Below are 19,754 nucleotides of genomic sequence, written 5' to 3'. Positions count from 1 at the left end.
GTGCGCAGGCTGTTCCTGCTGTTTCGCCTGGGTGACGATCGCTATGCGGTGGCGGCCGATGCGGTGGTGCGTGTGCTGCCCCTGCAAGTGCTGAAGCAACTGCCGGGCGCACCGGACTGGGTGGCCGGCGTGCTCGTGCATCGGGGGGCGCCGGTGCCTGTCATCGACCTGAGCCGCATGGCGCTCGGCCGGCCTTCGCGGCAGCTGACGAGCACGCGCATCGTGCTGGTGAGCCACCGCCATCGCGGTCAGGGGGCGGCGCACACGCTGGCGCTGATGCTCGAAGGCGTGACCGAGACGGGTCACCGCAATCCGGCCGACTTCGTGCCCTGCGGCCTCGACAGTCCGCGGGCCCGCTACCTCGGGCCGGTACGCGACGAACCGGAGGGCATGCTGCAGTGGGTGGACGTCGACGCGTTGCTGAGCGAAGAAGCCCGCGCCTTGTTGTTCCCCGACGCCATCGCAGGGGCGCCCGCATGCAGCTGACGACGAACCCGCGCTTCGGCGAACTGCTCAAGCAGCGCATCGGGCTGGATGCCGCGTCCATCGGCGATGCGGCGATCGCGCGCGCCGTGCGCCTGCGCTCGACCGCCTGCGGCGCCGCCGACGACGAACGCTACTGGGCCCTGCTGCAATCCGACCCGGCCGAGGTGCAGCAGCTGATCGAGGCGGTGGTCGTGCCCGAGACCTGGTTCAACCGCTACCCGGAGTCGCTGGTCACGCTGGTGGACGTGGTGCGCGAGCGCCTGTCGCGCAGCGCGAAGGTGCGCATCCTCAGCATTCCCTGTTCGACCGGCGAGGAGCCGTACTCGATCGTCATGGCTTTGCTCGATGCAGGCCTTCCGGCCGACAGCATCTCGGTGGACGCGGTCGACGTCAGCGAGCGGGTGATCGCGTTCGCGCAGCGTGCCGTGTACGGCGCGAACTCTTTCCGCGGCGACGTGGCGGGCCTGCGCGAGCGCTACTTCACGTCGTCGCCGCACGGCGAGGTGCTGGCCCGGCGCGTGGTCGAGCGCGTCAGCCTGCGCGCGGGCAACCTGTTCGATCCGCAGTCGCTCGCCGGCGGGCAGCCCTACGACATCGTCTTCTGCCGCAACCTGCTGATCTATTTCGATGCGGCCACCCAGGAGCGCGCGCTGGACGTGCTGACGCGCGCGACGCACGCGACGGGCGCGCTCTTCGTCGGGCCGGCTGAAGCCAGCCTGCTGACCCGGCACGGCCTGCGCGCGATGGCGCCGCACGCCTTCGGCTTCCATGTCGCGCGCGCGCCGGTCGCGTCCCGCGCCTTGCCGGCCCGTGCGACATCGCCGATGTCGAGGCCGGCGCCGGTCGCCGCGCGGCGTGCGCCGGTGCGGGCGCATCCTGCGGGCCCGCCATCACCGCCCGTCGTCGCACCGCCGCCGGACAGCGAAGGCATGGAAGCGCTGCGTCGACTGGCCGACCGCGGGCCGGCGATCGAAGCGCTGGCCGCCTGCGAACGCTGGCTCGCGGCACATGCTCCGGCGGCGCAGGTCTATGGCCTGCAAGGGGTGCTGCACGATGCGCTGGGCCAGACCAGACAGGCGGAGGCCGCCTACCGCAAGGCCCTCTATCTCGAGCCCTCGCATGCGGAATCGCTGGTCCATCTGGCCGCGCTGCTGGAGGCGCAGGGCGACCTCGAGGGCGCACGCCGCCTGCAGGCGCGCAGCGCAAGACAGGACCGCCGCCATGTCTGAGGACAGGCCACAGGTGGCAGTGGACGACTGCTGGAATCGCATCGGCATCCATGGCGACAAGCGTTGCGAACTGCTGGCGGCGCACGTGCACTGCCGCAATTGCCCGGTCTATGCGCGCACCGCGAGGGAACTGCTCGACCGCTTTCCGCCGAGCCTGGCGGTGGCGTCGACGCCGGTCGACGAGGATGCTGCGCGCGCTTCGCACAGGGCGCACCACGCGCTCGCGCTGCTGGTGTTCCGCGTGCAGGGCGAGTGGCTCGGCCTGCCGACCCGCGTGCTGGAAGAGGTGGCGCCGGTGCGGCCGGTGCATACGCTGCCGCATCACTGGAGCCCCGCGCTGCTGGGCATGACCAACGTGCGCGGCACGCTGACCGTCTGCGTTTCGCTGGCCCAGTTGCTGGGCATCGACCTGCAGCGCACGCCCGAGGCGCGCGCGCGCCAGGGCGCGCCCCGGATGCTCGTGATGGCCGGCGCCAACGGCATGGGCCGACCCGTCGTGCTGCCGGTGGACGAAGTCGATGCCATCTACCGCGTCGACGAGACCGCGATGCAGGCGCTGCCCGACACCCTGTCGCATGCGAGCGTGAAGTGCGCGCGCGGCATGGTGCGCTGCGGGCCGCGCACGGTCGGCCTGCTCGACGCCGCGCTGCTGGCCCAGGCCATCGATCGGAGCCTGGCGTGAATCCCGATCAGATCCGCGACGCCTCGATGCTGGAGCTGTTCCAGATGGAGGCCGAGACCCAGGTCCAGGTGCTGAACGCCGGCCTGCTCGCGCTGGAGCGCGATCCGCGCGCGGCCGTGCACCTCGAAGCCTGCATGCGTGCGGCCCATTCGCTCAAGGGGGCCGGCCGCATCGTCGACCTCGAACCCGCCGTGCGCATCGCGCATGTGATGGAGGATTGCCTGGTCAAGGCGCAGGAGGGCCGGCTGGTGCTGGCGCCGGCCGACATCGATGCGCTGCTGATGGGGGCCGACCTGCTGCTGCGCGTCGCCACGCCCGGCATCGACCTGACGCCGGAGATCGGCGCGCTGCAGGCACGGCTGAGCGGCCAGCCGGCTGCGGGCACGGCCTTCGCGCCGGCCGCACCCGTGCCCGTGCCCGTGCCGGTCGCATTGCAGAGTCCGGCCGCGCCCGAAGCATCGGCCGCGGTGCCGGACGAGGAGCGCGTGCTGCGCGTGACGGCCGACACGCTCAACCGGCTGCTGGGCCTGTCGAGCGAGACATTGGTCGAGTCGCACCGGCTGGCCCCCTTCAACGCGTCCATGCTGCGGCTCAAGCGCCAGCAGCGCGGCGCCAGCCAGGCCCTCGAGACGGTGCGTGCGCTGCTGTCCGAGCAGCCGGCCGACGCGCGGCTTCAGGCGGCGCTCGATCAGGCGCTGCAGATCATGGGCGACTGCGAGCGCGGTCTGGGTGCGCGCATGGGCGAGCTCGACCAGTTCGGCTGGCGCATGAGCCACCTGGCCCAGCGCCTCTACGACACCACACTGGCCTGCCGCATGCGGCCCTTCGGTGATGGCCTCGGCGTGATGGCGCGCTCGGTGCGCGACCTCGGCCGTTCGCTCGGCAAGCAGGCGAGGCTGGAGATAGACGGCGCCTCGACCCAGGTCGACCGCGACATCCTCGAGAAGCTCGAGGCGCCACTCACCCATCTGATGCGCAATGCGCTGGACCACGGCATCGAGACGCCGGAGGCGCGGCTGGCGGCGGGCAAGCCGGCCGAAGGCGTGGTGCGGCTCCAGGCGCGGCACAGCGCCGGCATGCTGGTGATCGAGATCGGCGACGACGGCAAGGGCATCGACCTCGGTCGCCTGCGTGCCGAGATCGTGCGCCGCCGCCTGTCGACCGCCGAGACCGTGGACCGGCTCAGCGAGTCGGAGCTGCTCGAGTTTCTGTTCCTCCCCGGTTTCAGCACCCGCACCGAGGTCACCGAGATTTCGGGCCGCGGCGTGGGGCTCGACGTGGTGCAGAACATGGTGCGGCAGTTGCGCGGCGCGGTGCGGGTGCACCAGCAGGCCGGGCAGGGCATGCGCTTCGTGCTGGAAATGCCGCTGTCGCTGTCGGTCATGCGCAGCCTGCTGGTGGAGATCGGCGGCGAGAACTACGCCTTTCCGCTGGCCTATGTCACGCATGCGCTCGAAGCGCCGCGCGCCGGCATCGAGCAGATCGAAGGGCACCAGCACCTGCGCTTCCTCGACCGGCACATCGGGCTGGTGTCGGCGCGCCAGCTGTTGCAGTACGACGAGCCTGCCGCCACCAGCGACACGGTGAGCGTGGTGGTCGTCGGCGAGCATGGCGCCATGTTCGGCGTGGTGGTGGACCGCTTCGTCGGCGAGCGCACGCTGGTCGTGCAGCCGCTCGATCCGCGGCTGGGCAAGCTGCAGGACATCCAGGCGGGCGCGCTGATGGAAGACGGCGCGCCGCTGCTGATCCTCGACGTGGAAGACCTGCTGCAGTCGATCCGCAAGCTGATCGCGGGCGGCCGGCTGGCGCGCGTGGACGCGGGCGGCGCGGTCGCCGACGCCGCGCAACGTAAGCGCGTGCTGGTCGTGGACGACTCGCTGACGGTGCGCGAACTCGAACGCAAGCTGTTGGCCAATCGCGGCTACGACGTCGCGGTCGCGGTCGACGGCGTCGACGGTTGGAATGTGTTCCGCTCCGAGCCCTTCGACCTCGTGGTCACCGACGTCGACATGCCGCGCATGGACGGCATCGAGCTCGTGACGCGCATGAAGCGCGACCCGCGCCTGCAGCACATCCCGGTGATCGTGGTCTCCTACAAGGACCGCGAAGAAGACCGTCAGCGCGGCCTCGACGCCGGCGCCGACTACTACCTCGCGAAGAGCAGCTTCCACGACGAGGCGCTGCTCGACGCGGTCGAGGACCTGATCGGAAAGGCGAGCGCATGAAGATCGGCATCGTGAACGACATGCCCCTGGCGGTCGAGGCGTTGAAGCGGGCCATCGCGCTGGAGCCGAGCTTCCAGGTGATCTGGGTCGCCGGCACCGGTGCGGAAGCCGTCGAGCGCTGCGCCGCGCAACGGCCCGAGGTGGTGCTGATGGACCTCCTCATGCCGGTGATGGACGGCGTGGAGGCGACACGGCGCATCATGGCCGAGACGCCGTGCGCAATCGTCGTCGTCACCAGCGACGTCGCGGGGCAGACTGGCCGCGTGTTCGACGCGATGGGTCACGGCGCGCTCGACGTCGTCAGCACGCCGGTGCTGGGGCCGGGCGACATCCGCGAGGCCGCGGCGCCGCTGCTGCGCAAGATCCGCAACGTGGGCTGGCTCATCGGCCGCTACGACCCGGCGCGCGTGCCGCCGGCGCCCGCGGTCGGCCATGGTCCGTCCGCACCGGCGGCGCGGCTGGTCGCGATCGGCGCATCGGCCGGCGGCCCGGCCGCGCTGGCCGAATTGCTCAAGGCGCTGCCGATCGATTTTCCGGCAGCGATCGTGCTGGTGCAGCACGTCGACGCGCATTTCGCCGCCGGCATGGCCACCTGGATCGATGCCCAGACCGTGCTGCCCGTGCGGCTGGCGGTCGATGGCGAAGTGCCGCGCGCCGGCACCGTGCTGCTCGCCGGCACCGACGACCATCTGCACCTGCGGCCCGACGGCCGCCTGCGCTATACGAACGAGCCGGCTGCCGCGTTGTACCGCCCGTCGATCGACGTGTTCTTCCAGGACCTGGCCACCCACTGGCGCGGCGAGGCCGTCGGCGTGCTGCTGACCGGCATGGGGCGCGATGGCGCTCGAGGCCTGAAGGCCATGCGCGATCGCGGTTTCCTGACCATCGCCCAGGACCGCGCCAGCAGTGCGGTCTACGGCATGCCGAAGGCGGCGGCCGAGCTCGATGCGGCGAGCGAGATCCGCCCCCTGCGCGAGATCGCGACCCGGCTGATGGCCAGTTTTCCGACGCCGCGCGCGCCGGCCCCTCGAGGATATTGAATGCTCCCGATCCCAGACCCGTCTTTCGTCCTGCCCGAGCAAGGCGCGCATTCCACGATGGTGCTGCTCGTCGACGACCAGTTCATGGTGGCCGAAGCGGTGCGCCGCGCGCTGGCCGCGGCGCCGGAGATCGCCTTCCACTTCTGCTCCGATCCTGCGCAGGCACTGAGCAGCGCGGTGCAGACCCGGCCGACCGTGATCCTGCAGGACCTGGTGCTGCCCGGCGTGAACGGCCTGTCGCTGGTCGAGGCCTACCGAGCGCACCCGGTGACGCGCGACATCCCGATCATCGTGCTGTCGACCAAGGAAGATTCGGCGGTCAAGAGCGCGGCCTTCAGTGCGGGCGCCAACGACTACCTGGTGAAGCTGCCCGACAGCGTCGAGCTGATCGCGCGCATCCGTTACCACTCGCGTTCGTACCTCGCGCTGATCCAGCGCGACGAGGCCTACCAAGCGCTGAGGCAGAGCCAGCAGCAGCTGCTCGAGTCGAACCTCGAACTGCGTCGCCTGACCAACTCCGATGGCCTGACCGGGCTGGGCAACCGCCGCTACTTCGACGAGTACCTCGACGCCGAATGGGACGGCTGCGTGCGGGATGCACGCCAGATCAGCGTGCTGATGATCGACGTCGACCATTTCAAGGCCTTCAACGACCAGTACGGCCATGTCCCCGGAGACGAGGCGCTCAAGCAGGTGGCACGCACCATCCTGGCCTGCTGCGACGGCTCGTCCGGCCTGGCCGCGCGCTTCGGCGGCGAGGAGTTCTCGCTGGTGCTGCCCGGCCTGCCGATCGGCAGCAGCCGGCTCATCGCTGAGAAACTGCGCCGCGCGATCGAGGCGCTGCAGATCCCGCATTCGGCCTCGTCCTCCGGACCGTGGCTCACGGTGAGCGTGGGGGTGAGCGCGACGGTACCGCAGGTCCGCGGCACCTCGTCGAAGCTGGTGGAGTGCGCCGACCGCGCCCTCTACGAAGCCAAACGGCTGGGACGCAACCGCGTGGCGGTCGGCGAGATCTCGTCCCCGGGGTCTGCCGCAGCCTGATCGGACCCACCTGCGGCGGCGTCTGAAGGCCCTTCGGGCCGGGGCTTCGATCTCGACGTCGCGGCCCGGCCGCGGGCCCGCGCGTCGGCCATGCGATGGCTCAGGTTGCAGGGGGGCGATTCGACTCAGCCATAAACGCTGAGCGACGCCAGGATCTGCGTGAAATAGTCGGTCGCCAACTGCGTGGCCGCCTTGGCGTCGCGGGCCTCGATCGCATCGACGATGGCCGTCAGCTCGCGCAGGGTCTTTTCGCGCACGAAGGCGCCTACGGGGCTGTGCAGGCTGGAGCGTCCGTCGTACTGCACGGCGCGGCGGTCGGTCACCACGGCTTCGAACACCTGCATCAGGAAACGGTTGCGCGTGGCGCGGTAGATCGCCTGGTGCACGCCGTAGATGCCTTCCTTGAAGTCGATCCACTGGTCGGCGTCGCGCACGGCCGCGAGGTGGTGGCGCATCAGCGCGAGGTCCTCTGCATCGGCCCGTTGCGCCGACAGCGCCATCATGGCCGGCTCGAACAGCAGGCGGCCTTCGAGGATCTCGCCATAGGTCGGCACATCGTCGTGGTGGGCGGCAACCGGCAGATCGGTTTCATCGAGCAACTGCAGCAGCGAGTCGGCCAGGAAGGTGCCGCTGCCGACCTTGCGCAGCAGCAGACCCTGGCTGCTCATCATCGCCAGTGCGTGGCGCACGGTGCCGCGCGTGGTGTGGAACTGCGTCGACAGGTCGCGCTCGTTCGGCAGCTTGTCGCCAGGCTTGAGCACGCCGTCCTGTATCGACTGCAGGATCGCACGATAGACCTTCGATGCCGTGGCCTTGTCCTGGGCGCCGATGCGCTCCGACAGGTCGGCCATCGGTCCGGTGGGCGCAGCGCCGGCGTTCGACGGAAGCCCGGAGGTTATGGTTTTATATTTCGCCAAAATGGTTGACCAATGCTGAACTGCAATCCTAGAATAAATCCAGCTCCATGCGGGAACTCGCAAGGAGCATGCACCAGAATTGGTTAACCAATTGCAGTGAACGCTGCGATTTTCCCAGATAACCCGGCCGCTGCACCACCTTGGGGGCGCAAGGGCCCAACTTCACCCTTCATGGCACTGGATTCGAACACCGCGACCGACCTGACGCCCGAGATGCGGCTCGCCGGCCTGGGCCTGGCCTTGCCATCGGCACCCGAGCCGGTCGCCAATTTCGTTGCCTGGCGGCGCGTCGGTCCGTTGCTCTACCTGTCGGGGCAGGGGCCGCTGGAGGCCGATGGACACCTGCATGTCGGCCGCGTCGGTGAAGAGGTCGACATCGAGGCCGCCTACCTGCACGCCCGGCTCACCGGCCTCAACCTGCTGGCCGTCGCGAAGGACGCGCTCGGCGAACTCGGCCGGGTGCGCAGCGTGGTCAAGCTGCTGGCCTTCGTGAACGCGGCACCGGGTTTCGCGCAGCATCCGAAGGTCATCAACGGTTGCTCCGACCTGTTCGTGGCGGTGTTCGGCGAGACGATCGGTCGCGGCGCGCGCTCGGCGATCGGTGCGGGCTCGCTGCCCGGCAACCAGACCGTCGAAGTCGAAGCCATTCTGGAAGTGGACTGACGCATGGCCTACCAGTTCCAGTTCGAGGCGCTTGCGCCGTACACCGGCCAATTGATCGACGGCATGGTCCATACGCTCGCGTATGCCGCGTCGAGCATCGTGCTCGGCATGGCGATCGGGGTGGTGGGCGCACTGGTGCTGATCTACGGCAGCAAGCCGTTGCGCGGCGCGACGCGCGTCTACGTGGAGTTCTTCCGCAACACGCCGGCGCTGGTCCAGCTGTTCCTCATCTACTTCGGCCTGCCGAGCCTCGGGCTGCGGCTCGATGCGCCAGTGGCGGGCGTGATCTCGCTGGCGCTCTATTGCGGCGCCTACATGGTCGAGGTGTTCCGCTCGGGCCTGCTCTCGGTGCCGAACGGCCTGTCCGAGGCGGGGGCCGCGCTCGGCCTGCGTCGCCGGCAGGTGCTGATGCACGTGCTGTTCGTGCCGGCGCTGCGCAACGTTTTCCCGTCGCTGGCGAGCCAGATGGTGCTGACCCTGATCGGCACCAGCCTGATCTCGCAGATCGGTGTCGAGGACATCTTCCATGCGGGCAGCTTCATCGACTCGCGCACCTTCCGCAGCTTCGAGGTCTACCTGGTGATCTGCGCGATGTACTTCGTGGCGGTGCAGGCCCTGCACATCGTGCTGGGTTTCGTGCAGCGTCGCCTCTTTCCGAAGGAGTTCTGAGATGCGAAGTCTCTCCATCGCCGACCTGTGGCTGATCCTCGGCGCGATCCGCTGGACTGTGGCACTGGCACTGACCGCGCTGGTGATCGGCAGCGTGATCGCGCTCGGCATCGCCGTGGCGCGCACCTCGCGCCAGGCCTGGCTGCGGGTCGTGGCACGCATTTACGTGGAACTGGTGCAGGGCACGCCGCTGCTCGGCGTGCTGTTCCTGCTGTACTTCGGCGTGCCGATGCTCATGGGCATCCAGATCGATGCGTTCACCGCGGCGTCCATCGCCTTCTCGCTGTCGGCGGGCGCCTTCCTGGGCGAGATCTGGCGCGGCAGCGTCGAGTCGGTGTCCAAGGGGCAGTGGGAAGCCGCGGCCTGCGTCGGTCTGCGGCGCTGGCAGGTGATGCGCCATGTGGTGTGGCCCCAGGCCGCCCGGGTCGCGCTCGCACCGACCGTGAGCTATCTCGTTCAACTGATCAAGAACACCTCGCTGGCGGCGCTGGTCGGGCTGGTCGAGCTGACGCGTTCGGGCCAGATCGTCGCCGGCTCGACGCTCGCGCATCTCCCTGTCTTCTGCGGCGTGGCCCTGTGCTACTTCGCCATCTGCTATCCGCTGGCTCGCCTGGCACTTTCCCTGGAAGGACGCATGCATGTCGCTCGTGCGAATTGAATCGGTCGAAAAGCACTTCGGTGACAACCATGTGCTGCGCGGCGTCTCGACGGAGGTCGCCAAGGGAGACATCGTGGCGCTCGTGGGCCGCAGCGGGTCCGGCAAGAGCACGCTGCTGCGCTGCGTGAACGGATTGGAGACCATCGGCTCCGGCCGCATCGTGGTCGACGGCGTCGATGTGCACGCGCCATCGACCGACCTGGCGCTGCTGCGCCAGCGTGTCGGCATGGTGTTCCAGAGCTTCAACCTGTTCCCGCACCTGTCGGCATCGGCGAACGTCACGCTGGCGCCAGTGCTCACGAAGAAGATCACGCGCGACGAAGCGCCCGCGCTCGCCCGGCAGATGCTGGAGCGCGTCGGCCTCGGCCAGAAGCTCGATGCCATGCCGTCGCAGCTTTCGGGCGGACAGCAGCAGCGGGTGGCGATCGCGCGGGCCCTGGCGATGTCGCCGCAGCTCATGCTGTTCGACGAGGCCACGTCGGCACTCGACCCCGAACTCGTGGGCGAGGTGCTGCGCGTCATGGAAGACCTCGCACGCGACGGCATGACCATGATGGTGGTCACGCACGAGATGGCCTTCGCGCGCCGTGTCGCGTCCGAAGTGCTCTTCATGAACCAGGGCCGCATCTGGGAGCGCGGCACGCCCGAGCGGATGTTCGGCGCGCCGCAGACCCCCGAGTTCCAGCAGTTCGTCCAGTCGGTCGTCTGACCGCCTTTTGCTTCTTCCCATTCCGTTCACTTCCAGGAGTCTTCCCCATGTCTACACCTGCATCCCTGATCGCTGCCGCGCTGTTGTGCGTCGCGCCGCTGTTCGCGCACGCGGACAAGCTCGCCGACATCAAGTCCAAGGGCGTGATCCGCATCGCGACCACCATCGATGCAGCGCCGTGGGGCTTCACCGACGCGGCCGGCAAGCCGACCGGGCTCGACGTCGAGCTGGCGGAGAACGTAGCGAAGGCGATGGGCGTCAAGCTCGACCTGCAACAGGTGACCGGCGCCAACCGCATTCCGTACCTGCTGTCGAACAAGGTCGACGTGGTGATCGCCGCACTCGGCAGTTCGCCGGAACGCGCCAAGCAGGTCGCGTTCTCCAAGCCCTATGCAGCCGTGTACCTCGGCGTGTATGGCGGCAAGGGCATTGCCAAGGTCGCGAAGCCGAGCGAGCTGGCCGGCCAGACCATCGCGGTGCCGAAGGGCTCGACGCCCGATCTGTCGCTCAGCGAAATGGCACCCGGTGCCAAGCTGATCCGGCTGGAGGACACGGCCTCGACCATCTCGGCCTTCCTGTCCGGCCAGGCGCCGCTGTTCGCCGAGAACAACTTCATCGCGCAGAAGGTCGCCGACGAGAACCCGGCCAAGGGCATCGAGATGAAGACGCTGCTTCGCATCAGCCCGGCCTACATGGCCGTGCAGCCGAGCGAGACCGCGCTGCTGGCCGAGATGAACAAGATCGTCGATGCCAAGACGGCCGACGGCAGCCTTGCCGCCTTGCGCCTGAAGTGGTTCAAGGACGAGCAAAAAGAAGTCAAGTAAGGAGCGGCCAGTGAGCGAGCGCGGAACAACCGTTTTCACGGACATCGACTGGGCGTTGCCCGGCAAGCAGGTCGGCCATGCATGGCTGCCGCATTCGGGGCATGCCGATGCCTGGGGCGCGGTGGCGCTTCCGCTGGCCGTCATCGGGAACGGCGAAGGCCCGACCGTGCTGGTGACGGGCGCCATCCACGGCGACGAGTACGAGGGTCCGATCGTCATCAACGAACTGATCCGTGCGCTCGAGCCGTCGCAGGTGAAGGGTCGGCTGATCCTCATGCCCGCGGCCAACGCACCGGCGCTGCGTGCGGCCTCGCGCGTGAGCCCGCTGGACGGCAAGAACCTCGCGCGCGTGTTCCCGGGCGATCCCTACGGCACGCCGACGGAGCAGATTGCTGCCTTTATCCACGACACTCTCTTTCCGCTGTGCGACGCCTACGTCGACCTGCATGCGGGCGGCAGCTCGCTGTTCATCGACGAGAGCGCCCAGGTGGTGGTCACGCCGACGCTCGACCCGGCCGTGCGCGCGCGCGCCGAGGACATGGCGCGCTGGTTCGGCGCGAAGCTCACGGTCATCACCGACAACATGGGCGATCCGCGCACCAGTTGCGGCGCGGCGGCGCATCTGGGCCTGGCGGCGATCGCCGCCGAGATGGGGGAGAACGGCAGCGTCTCGCCGCATGGCGTGAAGCGCACGCGCGAATGCCTGGCACGCGTGCTGGCGCGACTGGGCGTGGTGCCGGCGGCCCTGCCGGCCGAGGCGCCGCCGAGCCGGCGCGTGCGCATCGTCCCGCGCGGGGGCAACCTGCTGTCGCCTGGAGACGGGTATTTCGAACCGCTGCACGGCCTGGGCGACACGGTGGCCGCGGGCGATGTCGCAGGCTATCTGCATTCGCTCACCGAACCCTCGCTGACGCCGCGCGCGCTTCGCTTCGCCGCGGGCGGGAGCGTCTACTCGCAGCGCACCTTCGGCATCACGCGACAGGGCAACAGCCTGTGCGTGCTGGTCGAGGACGACGCGGAGGTCGCCGCATGAGCGCCGAGCTGTTGCCCATCGCCCTCGAGGACTACGTCGTCGCCCATGCGCGCGTGAAGCCCTTCATCCGGAACACGCCGCTGGTGCCGGCGCACCCCTGGCTTCCGGGTGGCGCGAGCCAGGTCCGGTTCAAGGCCGAATGCCAGCAGGTCACCGGTTCCTTCAAGGCGCGGGGTGCGTTCAATCGCGTGCTCAACCTGCCCGAGGACGTGCGCCGTCAGGGTCTGGCGACCGCCTCGGGCGGCAACTTCGGCGCCGCCGTGGCCTACGTGGGCAAGACCCTGGGCCTGCCGGCCAACGTGTTCGTGATGAACACCAGCACGCCGATCACGCGCGCCCGTATCGAGAGCCATGGCGCCAAGCTGACGGTGCACGGCGACTTCTGGGACCAGAGCTGGGACGCGGCCGGCGCCAACGTGGCCGCGCAGGGCGGTGCCTTGCTGCATCCCTACGCCGACCGCGACGTGGTGATCGGGCAGGGCACGACCGCGCTCGAGATCCTCGAAGCCTGGCCCGAGGTCGAGACGCTGGTGGTGGCCATCGGCGGCGGCGGCCTGCTGGCCGGCATCGCGCAGGCCGCGAAGCTGCGCAAGCCCTCGATCCGAGTGATCGGCGTGGAGGCGGCGGGCTGCCCGACGCTGTTCACCTGCCGCGCCGAAGGCCGCATCGTCAAGCTCGAGAACGTGAAGACCATCGTGCCGATCCTGGCCGCGCGCTCGACCGAGCCGCTCAACTTCGACCTGATCGAGCGCTATGTCGACGAGATCGTGCTGGTCGACGAATCCGTGATCGAGAGCGCGGCCCGCGATGCCTGGCGGCATGCCGGACTCGCGATCGAGCTCGGCGCAGCCACCGCAGTGGCGGCCGTGACCGAGCGCTGCTTCGCGCGGCGGGACGACGAGAAGATCGCGGTCGTGCTGTGCGGAAGCGGCAGCGACGGGATGCCGCGCGACTGACGTCGGTGTGGCGCCGCCGCCTTGGCGAAGGCGGGGCGCTTCAGCGGGCCTGCAGCTCGCGCTCCCGTTCGCGCCGCAGCCGGAAGCGTGGCTCCTCGATGCGCGAGAGCATGAAGACGGCAGTGGCAACGCCCTCGGGCGGCAGGCCCGGAAATTCTCTGAGCCGGATGGTGGTGTCGATCATGGGGAGTGGTCCTTGGTTGGCGTCAGCGCGCGGTGTCGGCCGCCACGATCTCCACCGGCCCGATGCCGGCGTAGACGAGCTGGCCGCTGTCGCGTTCCACGACGCGCACCCGCTCGCCCTTGGCGCTCACCAGGTAGCATTCCGGCCTCAGGTCGAGCCGGATCTCTTCCGTCATGGCCGGTCCGAGCCAGGACGGCATCCGCAGCAGGGCGAGGTGGGGGCGGTCGGTCATGCGGTGTGTTGAATTGTGAAATGACTGTATGAATATACAGCTTTTTGTTAAACTCACGCCATGAATTCCATACCTGAAACCGAATGGATTGCGGCCTGTGCGCACCGGCTGCACCGGCACTGGCGAAGCGTCGATCCCGTGGAGCTGGAGGCGCTGGCCGCGGAGCTCGCGCATGACGAGCGCCTGCGTGCGATGCTTCCCACCTTGGCTGCCGGCGAGTGGCTGAAGCCGATCGAGCAGGCTTGAGGGCTGCGTGCCGACGGCACGCCGGCCGCCCCGGGGAAAGAGGGGTGTCATCGGCCGTCACGCCGGGCGCGGGGCAGGCTGTCGTCTGTCGCCGGACGATGCCCGTACTTCTCAATGGTGTACGCCGTCAGGTGAGCAAGGCAGATCAGCGCCGCGACACCCCAGAAGGCCGGGTGTCTGCGTCGAGCCGGTCCGGGAGCCCCATCAGGGCGCGGACGAGGTCGGCCTGCCGGGTGGCCCCCATCTTCAACATGGCGCGCTGAATATGCGTGCGAACGGTCGGAAGCGCGACACCCGTTCGTGACGCAATGTCCTTGGCATCGGCGCCGGCTGCCAACTGGGCCGCCACACGCCCCTCCGCGGGCGTGAGGTCGAAGCACTCGGAAATGATCTGCGGGTCGAACGAAGGGTGCGCGGCGGCCGGATCGTGCAGGATCACCAGCGCGCGCGCAGTCATGCCGAACGCCCCCATCGACTCCGAGGGCCGCAGCGCGCTGACCAGGGCCAGCAATGGCGGGTGCCTGCTTCGAGGAACCGAGATCACCGATCGTGCCGAAACCTGGCCGGCCGGCACGGCATCGTGAAGTCCGAGGCCACGGATGGCCATCGTCAGCGCGGTGCCGGCCTGGTCGTCGCGGGTGGCCAGCACGCCGCCTCTTTCGAAGACGGCATCGCGCTCCTTCATCAATCGCTCGGCCGCTTCGTTGCGGTACCAGATGCCGCGCGCCTCGTCGACGATCAGCATCGCGTAGTCGAATCTTGCAAGAAGCTGGCGCGCCATGCCCAGCTCGACACCGGTTTCGCGCAGGCACACGAAGTTCCGGAAGGCCTCTGTCAGATGGTGTTTGACCAGGAGATCGCCCAGCGCAGCGGCGCGGCATTGCCCACCGTGCGCACGCAGATCCAACGCGTGATGGAGAAAGCCGGTGTGAGCCGGCAGGCCGACCTGATGCGCCGTCTCCTGAATCTGCCGGCGCTCGCCGCTTGAAACCCGCCGCGCCGGCCGGGGGGCGCCATGCGCCGATCGCGTTGCGGCCATCACAAGAGCGCCGCCCCGACCGACTATCCTCGGGACGGTGAGTACGCCTCTTCATCCCCTGGTTCCCGGTAATTTCTCGCATTTCCTGCTCTGGATGGGCGACAGCAGCCTGGCCACGCTGGTCGTCGGCGCGGTCGCGCTGTGCCTGGCCCTGCGCAAGCAGACGCGGGGGCTGGCCTGGTTGTGGGCGGGCGCCTTCGTGCTCGTGACCTCGCTGGTGTTCGCGACGAAGCTGGGCCTGTTCGGATGGGGCGATGGCTTCGACGCCATCGACTTCCGGGGCCCGAGCGGACATGCCACCTTGTCGGCCTTCGTCTGGCCCATGGTCGCGTGGCTGCTGACGATGCATGCCGGTCGGCACGTCCGCTTCGCGGCCTACCTGCTCGGGGCCGCCTTCGCGATGGGGATCGCCTGGATCCTCGTCGCCTACCGGTTCCACTCCCTGCCTGAAGTGGTCGCCGGCAGCCTGCTGGGCGGCGGCGCGTCGGTGGCGTGCATCGCGGCCTCACGCTTCTTCGCGCCGGCGCCCAAGCACATCACGGTGCTGGCGGCCCTGGTGATTGCAGTCCTGTTCGGCCTGCAGCACGGGACGCAATTCGGGCCGCTGGTTCGGTTCAAGGCAAAGGCCCACCAGCTCGTGGCGGTCGACCGCCACGCACCGACGCAGGGTGCAAAGCTCGGGGCGTCCGGTGGGGCCGGCAAGCGCGACGGCATCTGAATCTGAGGCCCCGCTTCCGAGGGCGGCAGTCGAGCGCTCATTGCTGCGCCAGCGGCAGCCTCACCGTCACCTGCAGGCCCCGGCCAACCGTGGCGTTCGGCGCGAGCGCGATCCGGCCGCCGTGCTTGTCGACCACCGACTTGACGATCGCCAGCCCCAGGCCGCTGCCGGTCTGCGTCTGGTCGGGGGCGCGGAAGAAGCGGTCGAACACGCGCTCCTGCAACGCGGGGTCGATCCCTAGCCCCTGGTCGGTCACGGTCAGCACGGCCTCGTTGCCTTCGCGCACCAGGCGGACCGTGACGACGGTCGCCGGCGGGCTGTACCTGGTGGCGTTCTCGACCAGGTTGTCGACCATCGAGGTCAGCCCCTCGCGCGCACCCAGCACGCACAGGCCGGGGGACGTGACCTCGAGTTCCAGCTCGACGCCGCGAACCTGCGCCAGGCCGGACAGTGCCGCCAGCCGGTCCTGCAGCAGTTCGTCGAGCGCCAGCGTCTCGCTGGGACCGGCATCGCTGTCGGCACTGCTGCGCATCAGCCGCAGCAACTGGCCCACCAGCCGGGTGGCGCGGTCGATGCTGCGCAGCACGCCGTCGAGCAATTCGCTCTGGTGTTCGTTCAGCCGGTGCTGCGCCTGCAGGGCCTCGACGTTGATGCGGATGGCGGCGATCGGGGTGCGCAGTTCATGTGCGGCGTCGGCGATGAAATTGCGCTCGCGCGTCGCACTGTCCGAGAGACGCTGCATCAGCGCGTTGACGCTGTCGAGCAGCGGGCGCAGTTCCGCGTGCGGTGGCGCGAAGGCCAGCGGCGTCAGGTGCTTCGGCCCGCGTGCGGCGATCTCCGCGCTGACCTCGCGCCAGGGCCGCAACGCCAGCCGTATCGACAGCCAGGCCGGCAGCAGCAGCAAAGGGATGCTGATGATCAGCGGCAGCAGGTAGTAGCCGCGCGAGTTGAAGGTCACGATCAGCTGCTGGCGGTCGCTGGGCGTGACCAGCGCGACGCGGGTGTCCGAACGGGGTGATTGCTGCGTGCTGGCCCGCCAGTAGCGGCCGTCGACGAACAGCCGCTCGATGGTGCCGAGTTCGGTGTTCCGGATGGCTTCGGGCACGCTGTCGGACTTGTAGACCAGCCGTCCCGCCTGCCAGACCAGGATGCTCGGCGCCATGGCGGGCTCGTTCTTGTCGCCATAGGCTTCGCGCAGTGCCACGTCGATGGCCTGCAGGCTGGCATGTTGCAGTTCGGGCCGATCGGCCAGGTTCTCGGCAACGGAGAAGACGGCATCGTAGGCGTCGGTGGCGCCATACATATCCTGGTTGAAGGCCTCGACCAGGAACAGTCCCACGAGCACGCTCCAAAGCAGCGCCAGCGTGGCCACCTGTCCCAGCAGCAGGCGGCGCACCAGCGTGGGCCGCGTCCAGCGTTGCCAGCGGGTCGGCGGGTGGCTTGCGGCGGTGCTCATCACGCGGTGGGGCGGGCCGGCACCGGCTGCTCCTGCTGGTCGATCACGTAGCCGACGCCGCGCACCGTGCGGATGTAGCCGTCGCCGATCTTGCGTCGCAGGTTGGAGATGTGCACCTCGAGCACATTGCTTTCGTTGACCATCCCGCCGGGCACCAGCTGTTCCTCGAGCACGCGGCGGGTGATCACGCGGTCCACGCGCCGCATCAGCAGGCTCAGCAGTTCGAACTCGCTGCGCGAGAGCGCCACCGCCCGCCTGCGCACCTGCACGCGCCGGGTCGGCTCGTGCAGCGACAGGCCGCGCACCTCGACCGTTCCGTCGTCGAAGCCATAGCTGCGGCGCACGAGCGCACGCACGCGCGACAGCAGTTCGGCCAGCACGAAGGGCTTGACCAGGTAGTCGTCGGCGCCGCTGTCGAGCCCGTTCAGCCGATCGTCCAGCGCATCGCGCGCGCTCAGGATCAGCACGGGCGTCTTGTGCCGTTCGCGGCGCATCTGCATGAGAAGGCCAAGGCCGTCGCCGTCGGGCAGGCCGAGGTCGAGCAGCACCAGGTCACAGGTGCCCGACTGCAGCGACCGCGTCGCTTCCTCGATCCGGCGCACCCAGACGACCTCCATGTCCTGATCCTGCAACGCCACGCGGATGCCGTTGCCCAGATCGAGGTCGTCTTCCACCAGAAGTATTTTCATCCCGGGAATCTAACCGCCCACCCTAAAGAAAAGCTAAAGGAAGGCGCGGCGCCGCCAGCGGAGATGGCGCGTAGTTCAGCCGATCTTCAGCCAATGCAGAGCCGGTCTTCAGGTGGCGATTCGAGACTTCGAGGACACCGACGCGGCAGGACCTGGACCTGTACGCCGTCATGCCCACCTGGAGTTTCCGTGACGAGAACGCAGATCTGCTCGGCCCTTGCCGCGCTCGTGCTGGGGGGCGCCTCCCTCGGCGCATGTTCGCTCGAACCGGGCAGCGGTCCTCCTGCATCTGCAGGTCGATCGATGACCGGTTCGCACGCGGGCACTCAACCCTCCCGCAAGAATCAGAATGGCAGCCCGGACAGCGCCTACAGCGGTCGGGTAGGGTTTGGTCGTGTCAATCCCTGGCTGTCGGCGCGAAAGAGCCTGCAGCGGCGCCGTCTGTGGCGCGGCAGCGGTGCAGGGTGACGGATGGCTGCACGAGTGACGCACGCGGGGTTCCGGGTCATGTGGCAAACGCTGCGCCAACCGCAGAGCGCAGCAGCCCCCGCCGGGCTCAGGCCTTCAGCGCATGCACGATGTCGCGTGTGGCCGTGTAGAGCTGCAGGTAGAGCGCGAACAGCCGGTCGTAGGTGGCGCGCCGCGCCGGGTCGGGTGCGATCACGCGCCCGGGCCGGACCCACTCGCCGATCGCTTCGGCGGGCAGCAGCCCGGCCGCGCGGCCGGCCAGGAAGGCATCGCCATAGGCGGCGCCCAGCGTCACCTGCGGCACGATCTGCTCGATGCCCGCGATGTCCGAGATGATCTGCAGCCAGGTGTCGGAGGTCGCGCCGCCGCCGACCGCCACCACGCGGTCGATGCGCGCGCCGATCTGGGCGAAGGCCTCGAGGTTGTGCCGCACCCCGAAGCCCACGCCCTCGAGCAGCGCGCGGAACACCTGGTCGCGCGTGTGCGACAGCGTCAGGCCGACGATCATGCCGCTGGCGTCGGGGTCGTTGATCGGCGTGCGTTCGCCGCTGAAGTAGGGCAGGGCCAGCAGGCCACCCGCGCCCGCGGGCACCTGCTCGGCCGCCGCGAACAGCGCGGCGTAGTCGCCCTGCGGCGAGAGCTCGTCCTTGAACCAGCGCGTGAGGCTGCCGGTGGTGCTCATGCCCGCGGCCAGCGCGTAGCTGCCGGGCGTGGCGCCGGCCACGGTCCAGACGCGCGGGTCGGGCGTGGGACGGTCCTGCGTGAGCACGAAGAAGGTGGTGCTGCCGTGCATCAGCATCAGGTCGCCGGCCTGCACCGCGCCCACGCTGATGGCTTCGCTCAAGGCGTCGATGGTGCCGAAAGCGACCGGCGTGCCCGCGGTCAGGCCGGTGGCCTGCGCGGCCTCGGCGCCGACGGTGCCGGCCAGGTCCTCGGCCCAGCCCAGTTCGGGCAGCATGCCGAGGGGGCACACGCCCGCCGCGTGGCGCGCATCCCAGTCGCCGGTCGCGGGGTTGTAGAGCGGCATGAAATGGCTGGCTGAATGCCGGTCCATGCACAGGCGCCCGGTCAGACGGTAGACCAGGTACGAGGTGGCCGACGTCAGCTTCGCGGTGCGTTGCCAGACCTCCGGTTCCTGCTGGCGCAGCCAGCGGATCTTCGGGCCCATGGCCTGGCTGCTGAGCTGCATCAGCGAGAAGGCGGCGATCGTGTCGGTGCCGATCTCCGCCTCGAGTTCGGCGATCTGGTCCGTGGCGCGCGTGTCTACACCGTAGAGGATGCCCGGGCGCAGCGGCTTCATCTGCGCGTCGAGCGGCAGCAGGCAGGGGCCGATCGCGCTCACCGCCATGGCGGCGATGCGCGCAGCATCCACGCCGGGGCGCGCGAGGATCTCGCGGGCGAGCGCGCAGACGTCGTGCCACCAGACGCCGTCGGCGTCCTGCTCGACGTGGCCGGGCGCGGGCAGCGAGATGCCGTGCGGGATCACCGCGGTCTGCAGCACCCGGCCCGCGAGGTCCGTGAGCGCCGCCTTGCTGCTGTAGGTGCCGACGTCGATGCCGAGCAGGAGGTCCTTCATGCCGTGATGCGCCC

General features: G+C 69.4%; 22 protein-coding genes. 15 read left to right on the top strand and 7 right to left on the bottom strand.

The window, feature by feature from the left end; all coding sequences use genetic code 11:
* The 6 genes from ACSFBC_RS02460 to ACSFBC_RS02435 are packed head-to-tail and all read left to right on the top strand — an operon-like array spanning position 1 to position 6,703.
* The gene (locus tag ACSFBC_RS02460; protein WP_435508716.1) at positions 1-486 is read left to right on the top strand and encodes a chemotaxis protein CheW; all 486 of its coding nucleotides are present in this window, start codon (positions 1-3) and stop codon (positions 484-486) included.
* Positions 477-1,715, top strand: a complete 1,239-nt coding sequence (locus ACSFBC_RS02455; RefSeq protein WP_435508715.1) for a CheR family methyltransferase — start codon at positions 477-479, stop codon at positions 1,713-1,715. The genes ACSFBC_RS02460 and ACSFBC_RS02455 overlap by 10 nt, the downstream gene beginning before the upstream one ends.
* Positions 1,708-2,397, top strand: coding sequence for a chemotaxis protein CheW (locus tag ACSFBC_RS02450; RefSeq protein WP_435508714.1), 690 nt, complete (start codon positions 1,708-1,710; stop codon positions 2,395-2,397). Before ACSFBC_RS02455 ends, ACSFBC_RS02450 begins: the two co-directional genes overlap by 8 nt.
* Positions 2,394-4,622 (top strand): hybrid sensor histidine kinase/response regulator, encoded by a 2,229-nt coding sequence (locus ACSFBC_RS02445; protein WP_435508713.1) that lies wholly within the window; start codon positions 2,394-2,396, stop codon positions 4,620-4,622. Before ACSFBC_RS02450 ends, ACSFBC_RS02445 begins: the two co-directional genes overlap by 4 nt.
* Positions 4,619-5,662 (top strand): chemotaxis response regulator protein-glutamate methylesterase, encoded by a 1,044-nt coding sequence (gene cheB, locus ACSFBC_RS02440; RefSeq protein WP_435508712.1) that lies wholly within the window; start codon positions 4,619-4,621, stop codon positions 5,660-5,662. The genes ACSFBC_RS02445 and cheB overlap by 4 nt, the downstream gene beginning before the upstream one ends.
* Entirely contained in the window at positions 5,663-6,703 is a 1,041-nt protein-coding gene (locus ACSFBC_RS02435) for a diguanylate cyclase (protein ID WP_435508711.1), read from the top strand.
* Positions 6,704-6,828: 125 nt separating this feature from the next.
* Here the strand turns inward: ACSFBC_RS02435 and ACSFBC_RS02430 are convergent, their stop codons facing one another.
* Positions 6,829-7,554 carry a FadR/GntR family transcriptional regulator gene (locus tag ACSFBC_RS02430; RefSeq protein WP_435508710.1) on the bottom strand — a complete coding sequence of 242 codons (726 nt, stop codon included), beginning with the start codon at positions 7,552-7,554 and terminating at the stop codon, positions 6,829-6,831.
* A 237-nt stretch (positions 7,555-7,791) separates the two neighbouring features.
* Here ACSFBC_RS02430 and ACSFBC_RS02425 point away from each other — a divergent pair, with 237 nt between their 5' ends.
* From ACSFBC_RS02425 to ACSFBC_RS02395, 7 genes are read left to right on the top strand one after another with little or no spacing between them, the layout of a single operon-like run.
* Positions 7,792-8,283 (top strand): RidA family protein, encoded by a 492-nt coding sequence (locus tag ACSFBC_RS02425; RefSeq protein WP_435508709.1) that lies wholly within the window; start codon positions 7,792-7,794, stop codon positions 8,281-8,283.
* Positions 8,284-8,286: 3 nt separating this feature from the next.
* A complete protein-coding gene (locus tag ACSFBC_RS02420) occupies positions 8,287-8,952 on the top strand; it encodes an amino acid ABC transporter permease (protein WP_435508708.1) in 666 nt (221 codons plus the stop codon).
* Position 8,953: 1 nt separating this feature from the next.
* Positions 8,954-9,610: an amino acid ABC transporter permease gene (locus tag ACSFBC_RS02415; RefSeq protein WP_435508707.1), complete on the top strand. Its 657-nt coding sequence runs from the start codon at positions 8,954-8,956 to the stop codon at positions 9,608-9,610.
* Entirely contained in the window at positions 9,591-10,319 is a 729-nt protein-coding gene (locus ACSFBC_RS02410) for an amino acid ABC transporter ATP-binding protein (RefSeq protein ID WP_219212088.1), read from the top strand. The genes ACSFBC_RS02415 and ACSFBC_RS02410 overlap by 20 nt, the downstream gene beginning before the upstream one ends.
* Before the next feature lie 47 nt (positions 10,320-10,366).
* Entirely contained in the window at positions 10,367-11,143 is a 777-nt protein-coding gene (locus ACSFBC_RS02405; protein WP_435508706.1) for a transporter substrate-binding domain-containing protein, read from the top strand.
* 10 nt (positions 11,144-11,153) lie between these two features.
* The gene (locus ACSFBC_RS02400; RefSeq protein WP_435508705.1) at positions 11,154-12,176 is read left to right on the top strand and encodes a succinylglutamate desuccinylase/aspartoacylase family protein; all 1,023 of its coding nucleotides are present in this window, start codon (positions 11,154-11,156) and stop codon (positions 12,174-12,176) included.
* The gene (locus ACSFBC_RS02395) at positions 12,173-13,132 is read left to right on the top strand and encodes a threonine ammonia-lyase (protein ID WP_435508704.1); all 960 of its coding nucleotides are present in this window, start codon (positions 12,173-12,175) and stop codon (positions 13,130-13,132) included. Before ACSFBC_RS02400 ends, ACSFBC_RS02395 begins: the two co-directional genes overlap by 4 nt.
* Positions 13,133-13,172: 40 nt before the next feature.
* Here the strand turns inward: ACSFBC_RS02395 and ACSFBC_RS02390 are convergent, their stop codons facing one another.
* Together ACSFBC_RS02390 and ACSFBC_RS02385 are read right to left on the bottom strand one after the other, a co-directional pair.
* On the bottom strand, positions 13,173-13,316 hold the full coding sequence (locus ACSFBC_RS02390; RefSeq protein ID WP_435508703.1) for a hypothetical protein: 144 nt from the start codon (positions 13,314-13,316) through the stop codon (positions 13,173-13,175).
* A 22-nt stretch (positions 13,317-13,338) separates the two neighbouring features.
* The gene (locus ACSFBC_RS02385; protein WP_435508702.1) at positions 13,339-13,548 is read right to left on the bottom strand and encodes a hypothetical protein; all 210 of its coding nucleotides are present in this window, start codon (positions 13,546-13,548) and stop codon (positions 13,339-13,341) included.
* 60 nt (positions 13,549-13,608) lie between these two features.
* Between ACSFBC_RS02385 and ACSFBC_RS02380 the strand changes: the two genes are divergently transcribed.
* Positions 13,609-13,794, top strand: a complete 186-nt coding sequence (locus ACSFBC_RS02380) for a hypothetical protein (protein WP_435508701.1) — start codon at positions 13,609-13,611, stop codon at positions 13,792-13,794.
* A 145-nt stretch (positions 13,795-13,939) separates the two neighbouring features.
* On the opposite strand, the gene ACSFBC_RS02375 is transcribed toward ACSFBC_RS02380, so the two are convergent.
* The gene (locus ACSFBC_RS02375) at positions 13,940-14,833 is read right to left on the bottom strand and encodes a helix-turn-helix transcriptional regulator (RefSeq protein WP_435508700.1); all 894 of its coding nucleotides are present in this window, start codon (positions 14,831-14,833) and stop codon (positions 13,940-13,942) included.
* Between the two features lie 37 nt (positions 14,834-14,870).
* Between ACSFBC_RS02375 and ACSFBC_RS02370 the strand changes: the two genes are divergently transcribed.
* Positions 14,871-15,551 (top strand): phosphatase PAP2 family protein, encoded by a 681-nt coding sequence (locus ACSFBC_RS02370; protein ID WP_435508699.1) that lies wholly within the window; start codon positions 14,871-14,873, stop codon positions 15,549-15,551.
* Between the two features lie 37 nt (positions 15,552-15,588).
* On the opposite strand, the gene ACSFBC_RS02365 is transcribed toward ACSFBC_RS02370, so the two are convergent.
* The 3 genes from ACSFBC_RS02365 to ACSFBC_RS02355 all read right to left on the bottom strand — a co-directional run bounded on the left by ACSFBC_RS02365 (position 15,589) and on the right by ACSFBC_RS02355 (position 19,740).
* Positions 15,589-17,007, bottom strand: a complete 1,419-nt coding sequence (locus tag ACSFBC_RS02365; protein ID WP_435508698.1) for a sensor histidine kinase — start codon at positions 17,005-17,007, stop codon at positions 15,589-15,591.
* Positions 17,007-17,696, bottom strand: a complete 690-nt coding sequence (locus ACSFBC_RS02360; protein WP_435508697.1) for a response regulator — start codon at positions 17,694-17,696, stop codon at positions 17,007-17,009. Before ACSFBC_RS02360 ends, ACSFBC_RS02365 begins: the two co-directional genes overlap by 1 nt.
* A gap of 556 nt (positions 17,697-18,252) precedes the next feature.
* Positions 18,253-19,740, bottom strand: coding sequence for an FGGY-family carbohydrate kinase (locus tag ACSFBC_RS02355; protein ID WP_435508696.1), 1,488 nt, complete (start codon positions 19,738-19,740; stop codon positions 18,253-18,255).
* Positions 19,741-19,754 lie beyond the last annotated feature (14 nt).

The sequence above is a fragment of the Variovorax frigidus genome (genome assembly GCF_051216515.1).
Lineage (GTDB): Bacteria > Pseudomonadota > Gammaproteobacteria > Burkholderiales > Burkholderiaceae_C > Variovorax.
This window is presented reverse-complemented; position numbering and strand designations above follow the sequence as displayed.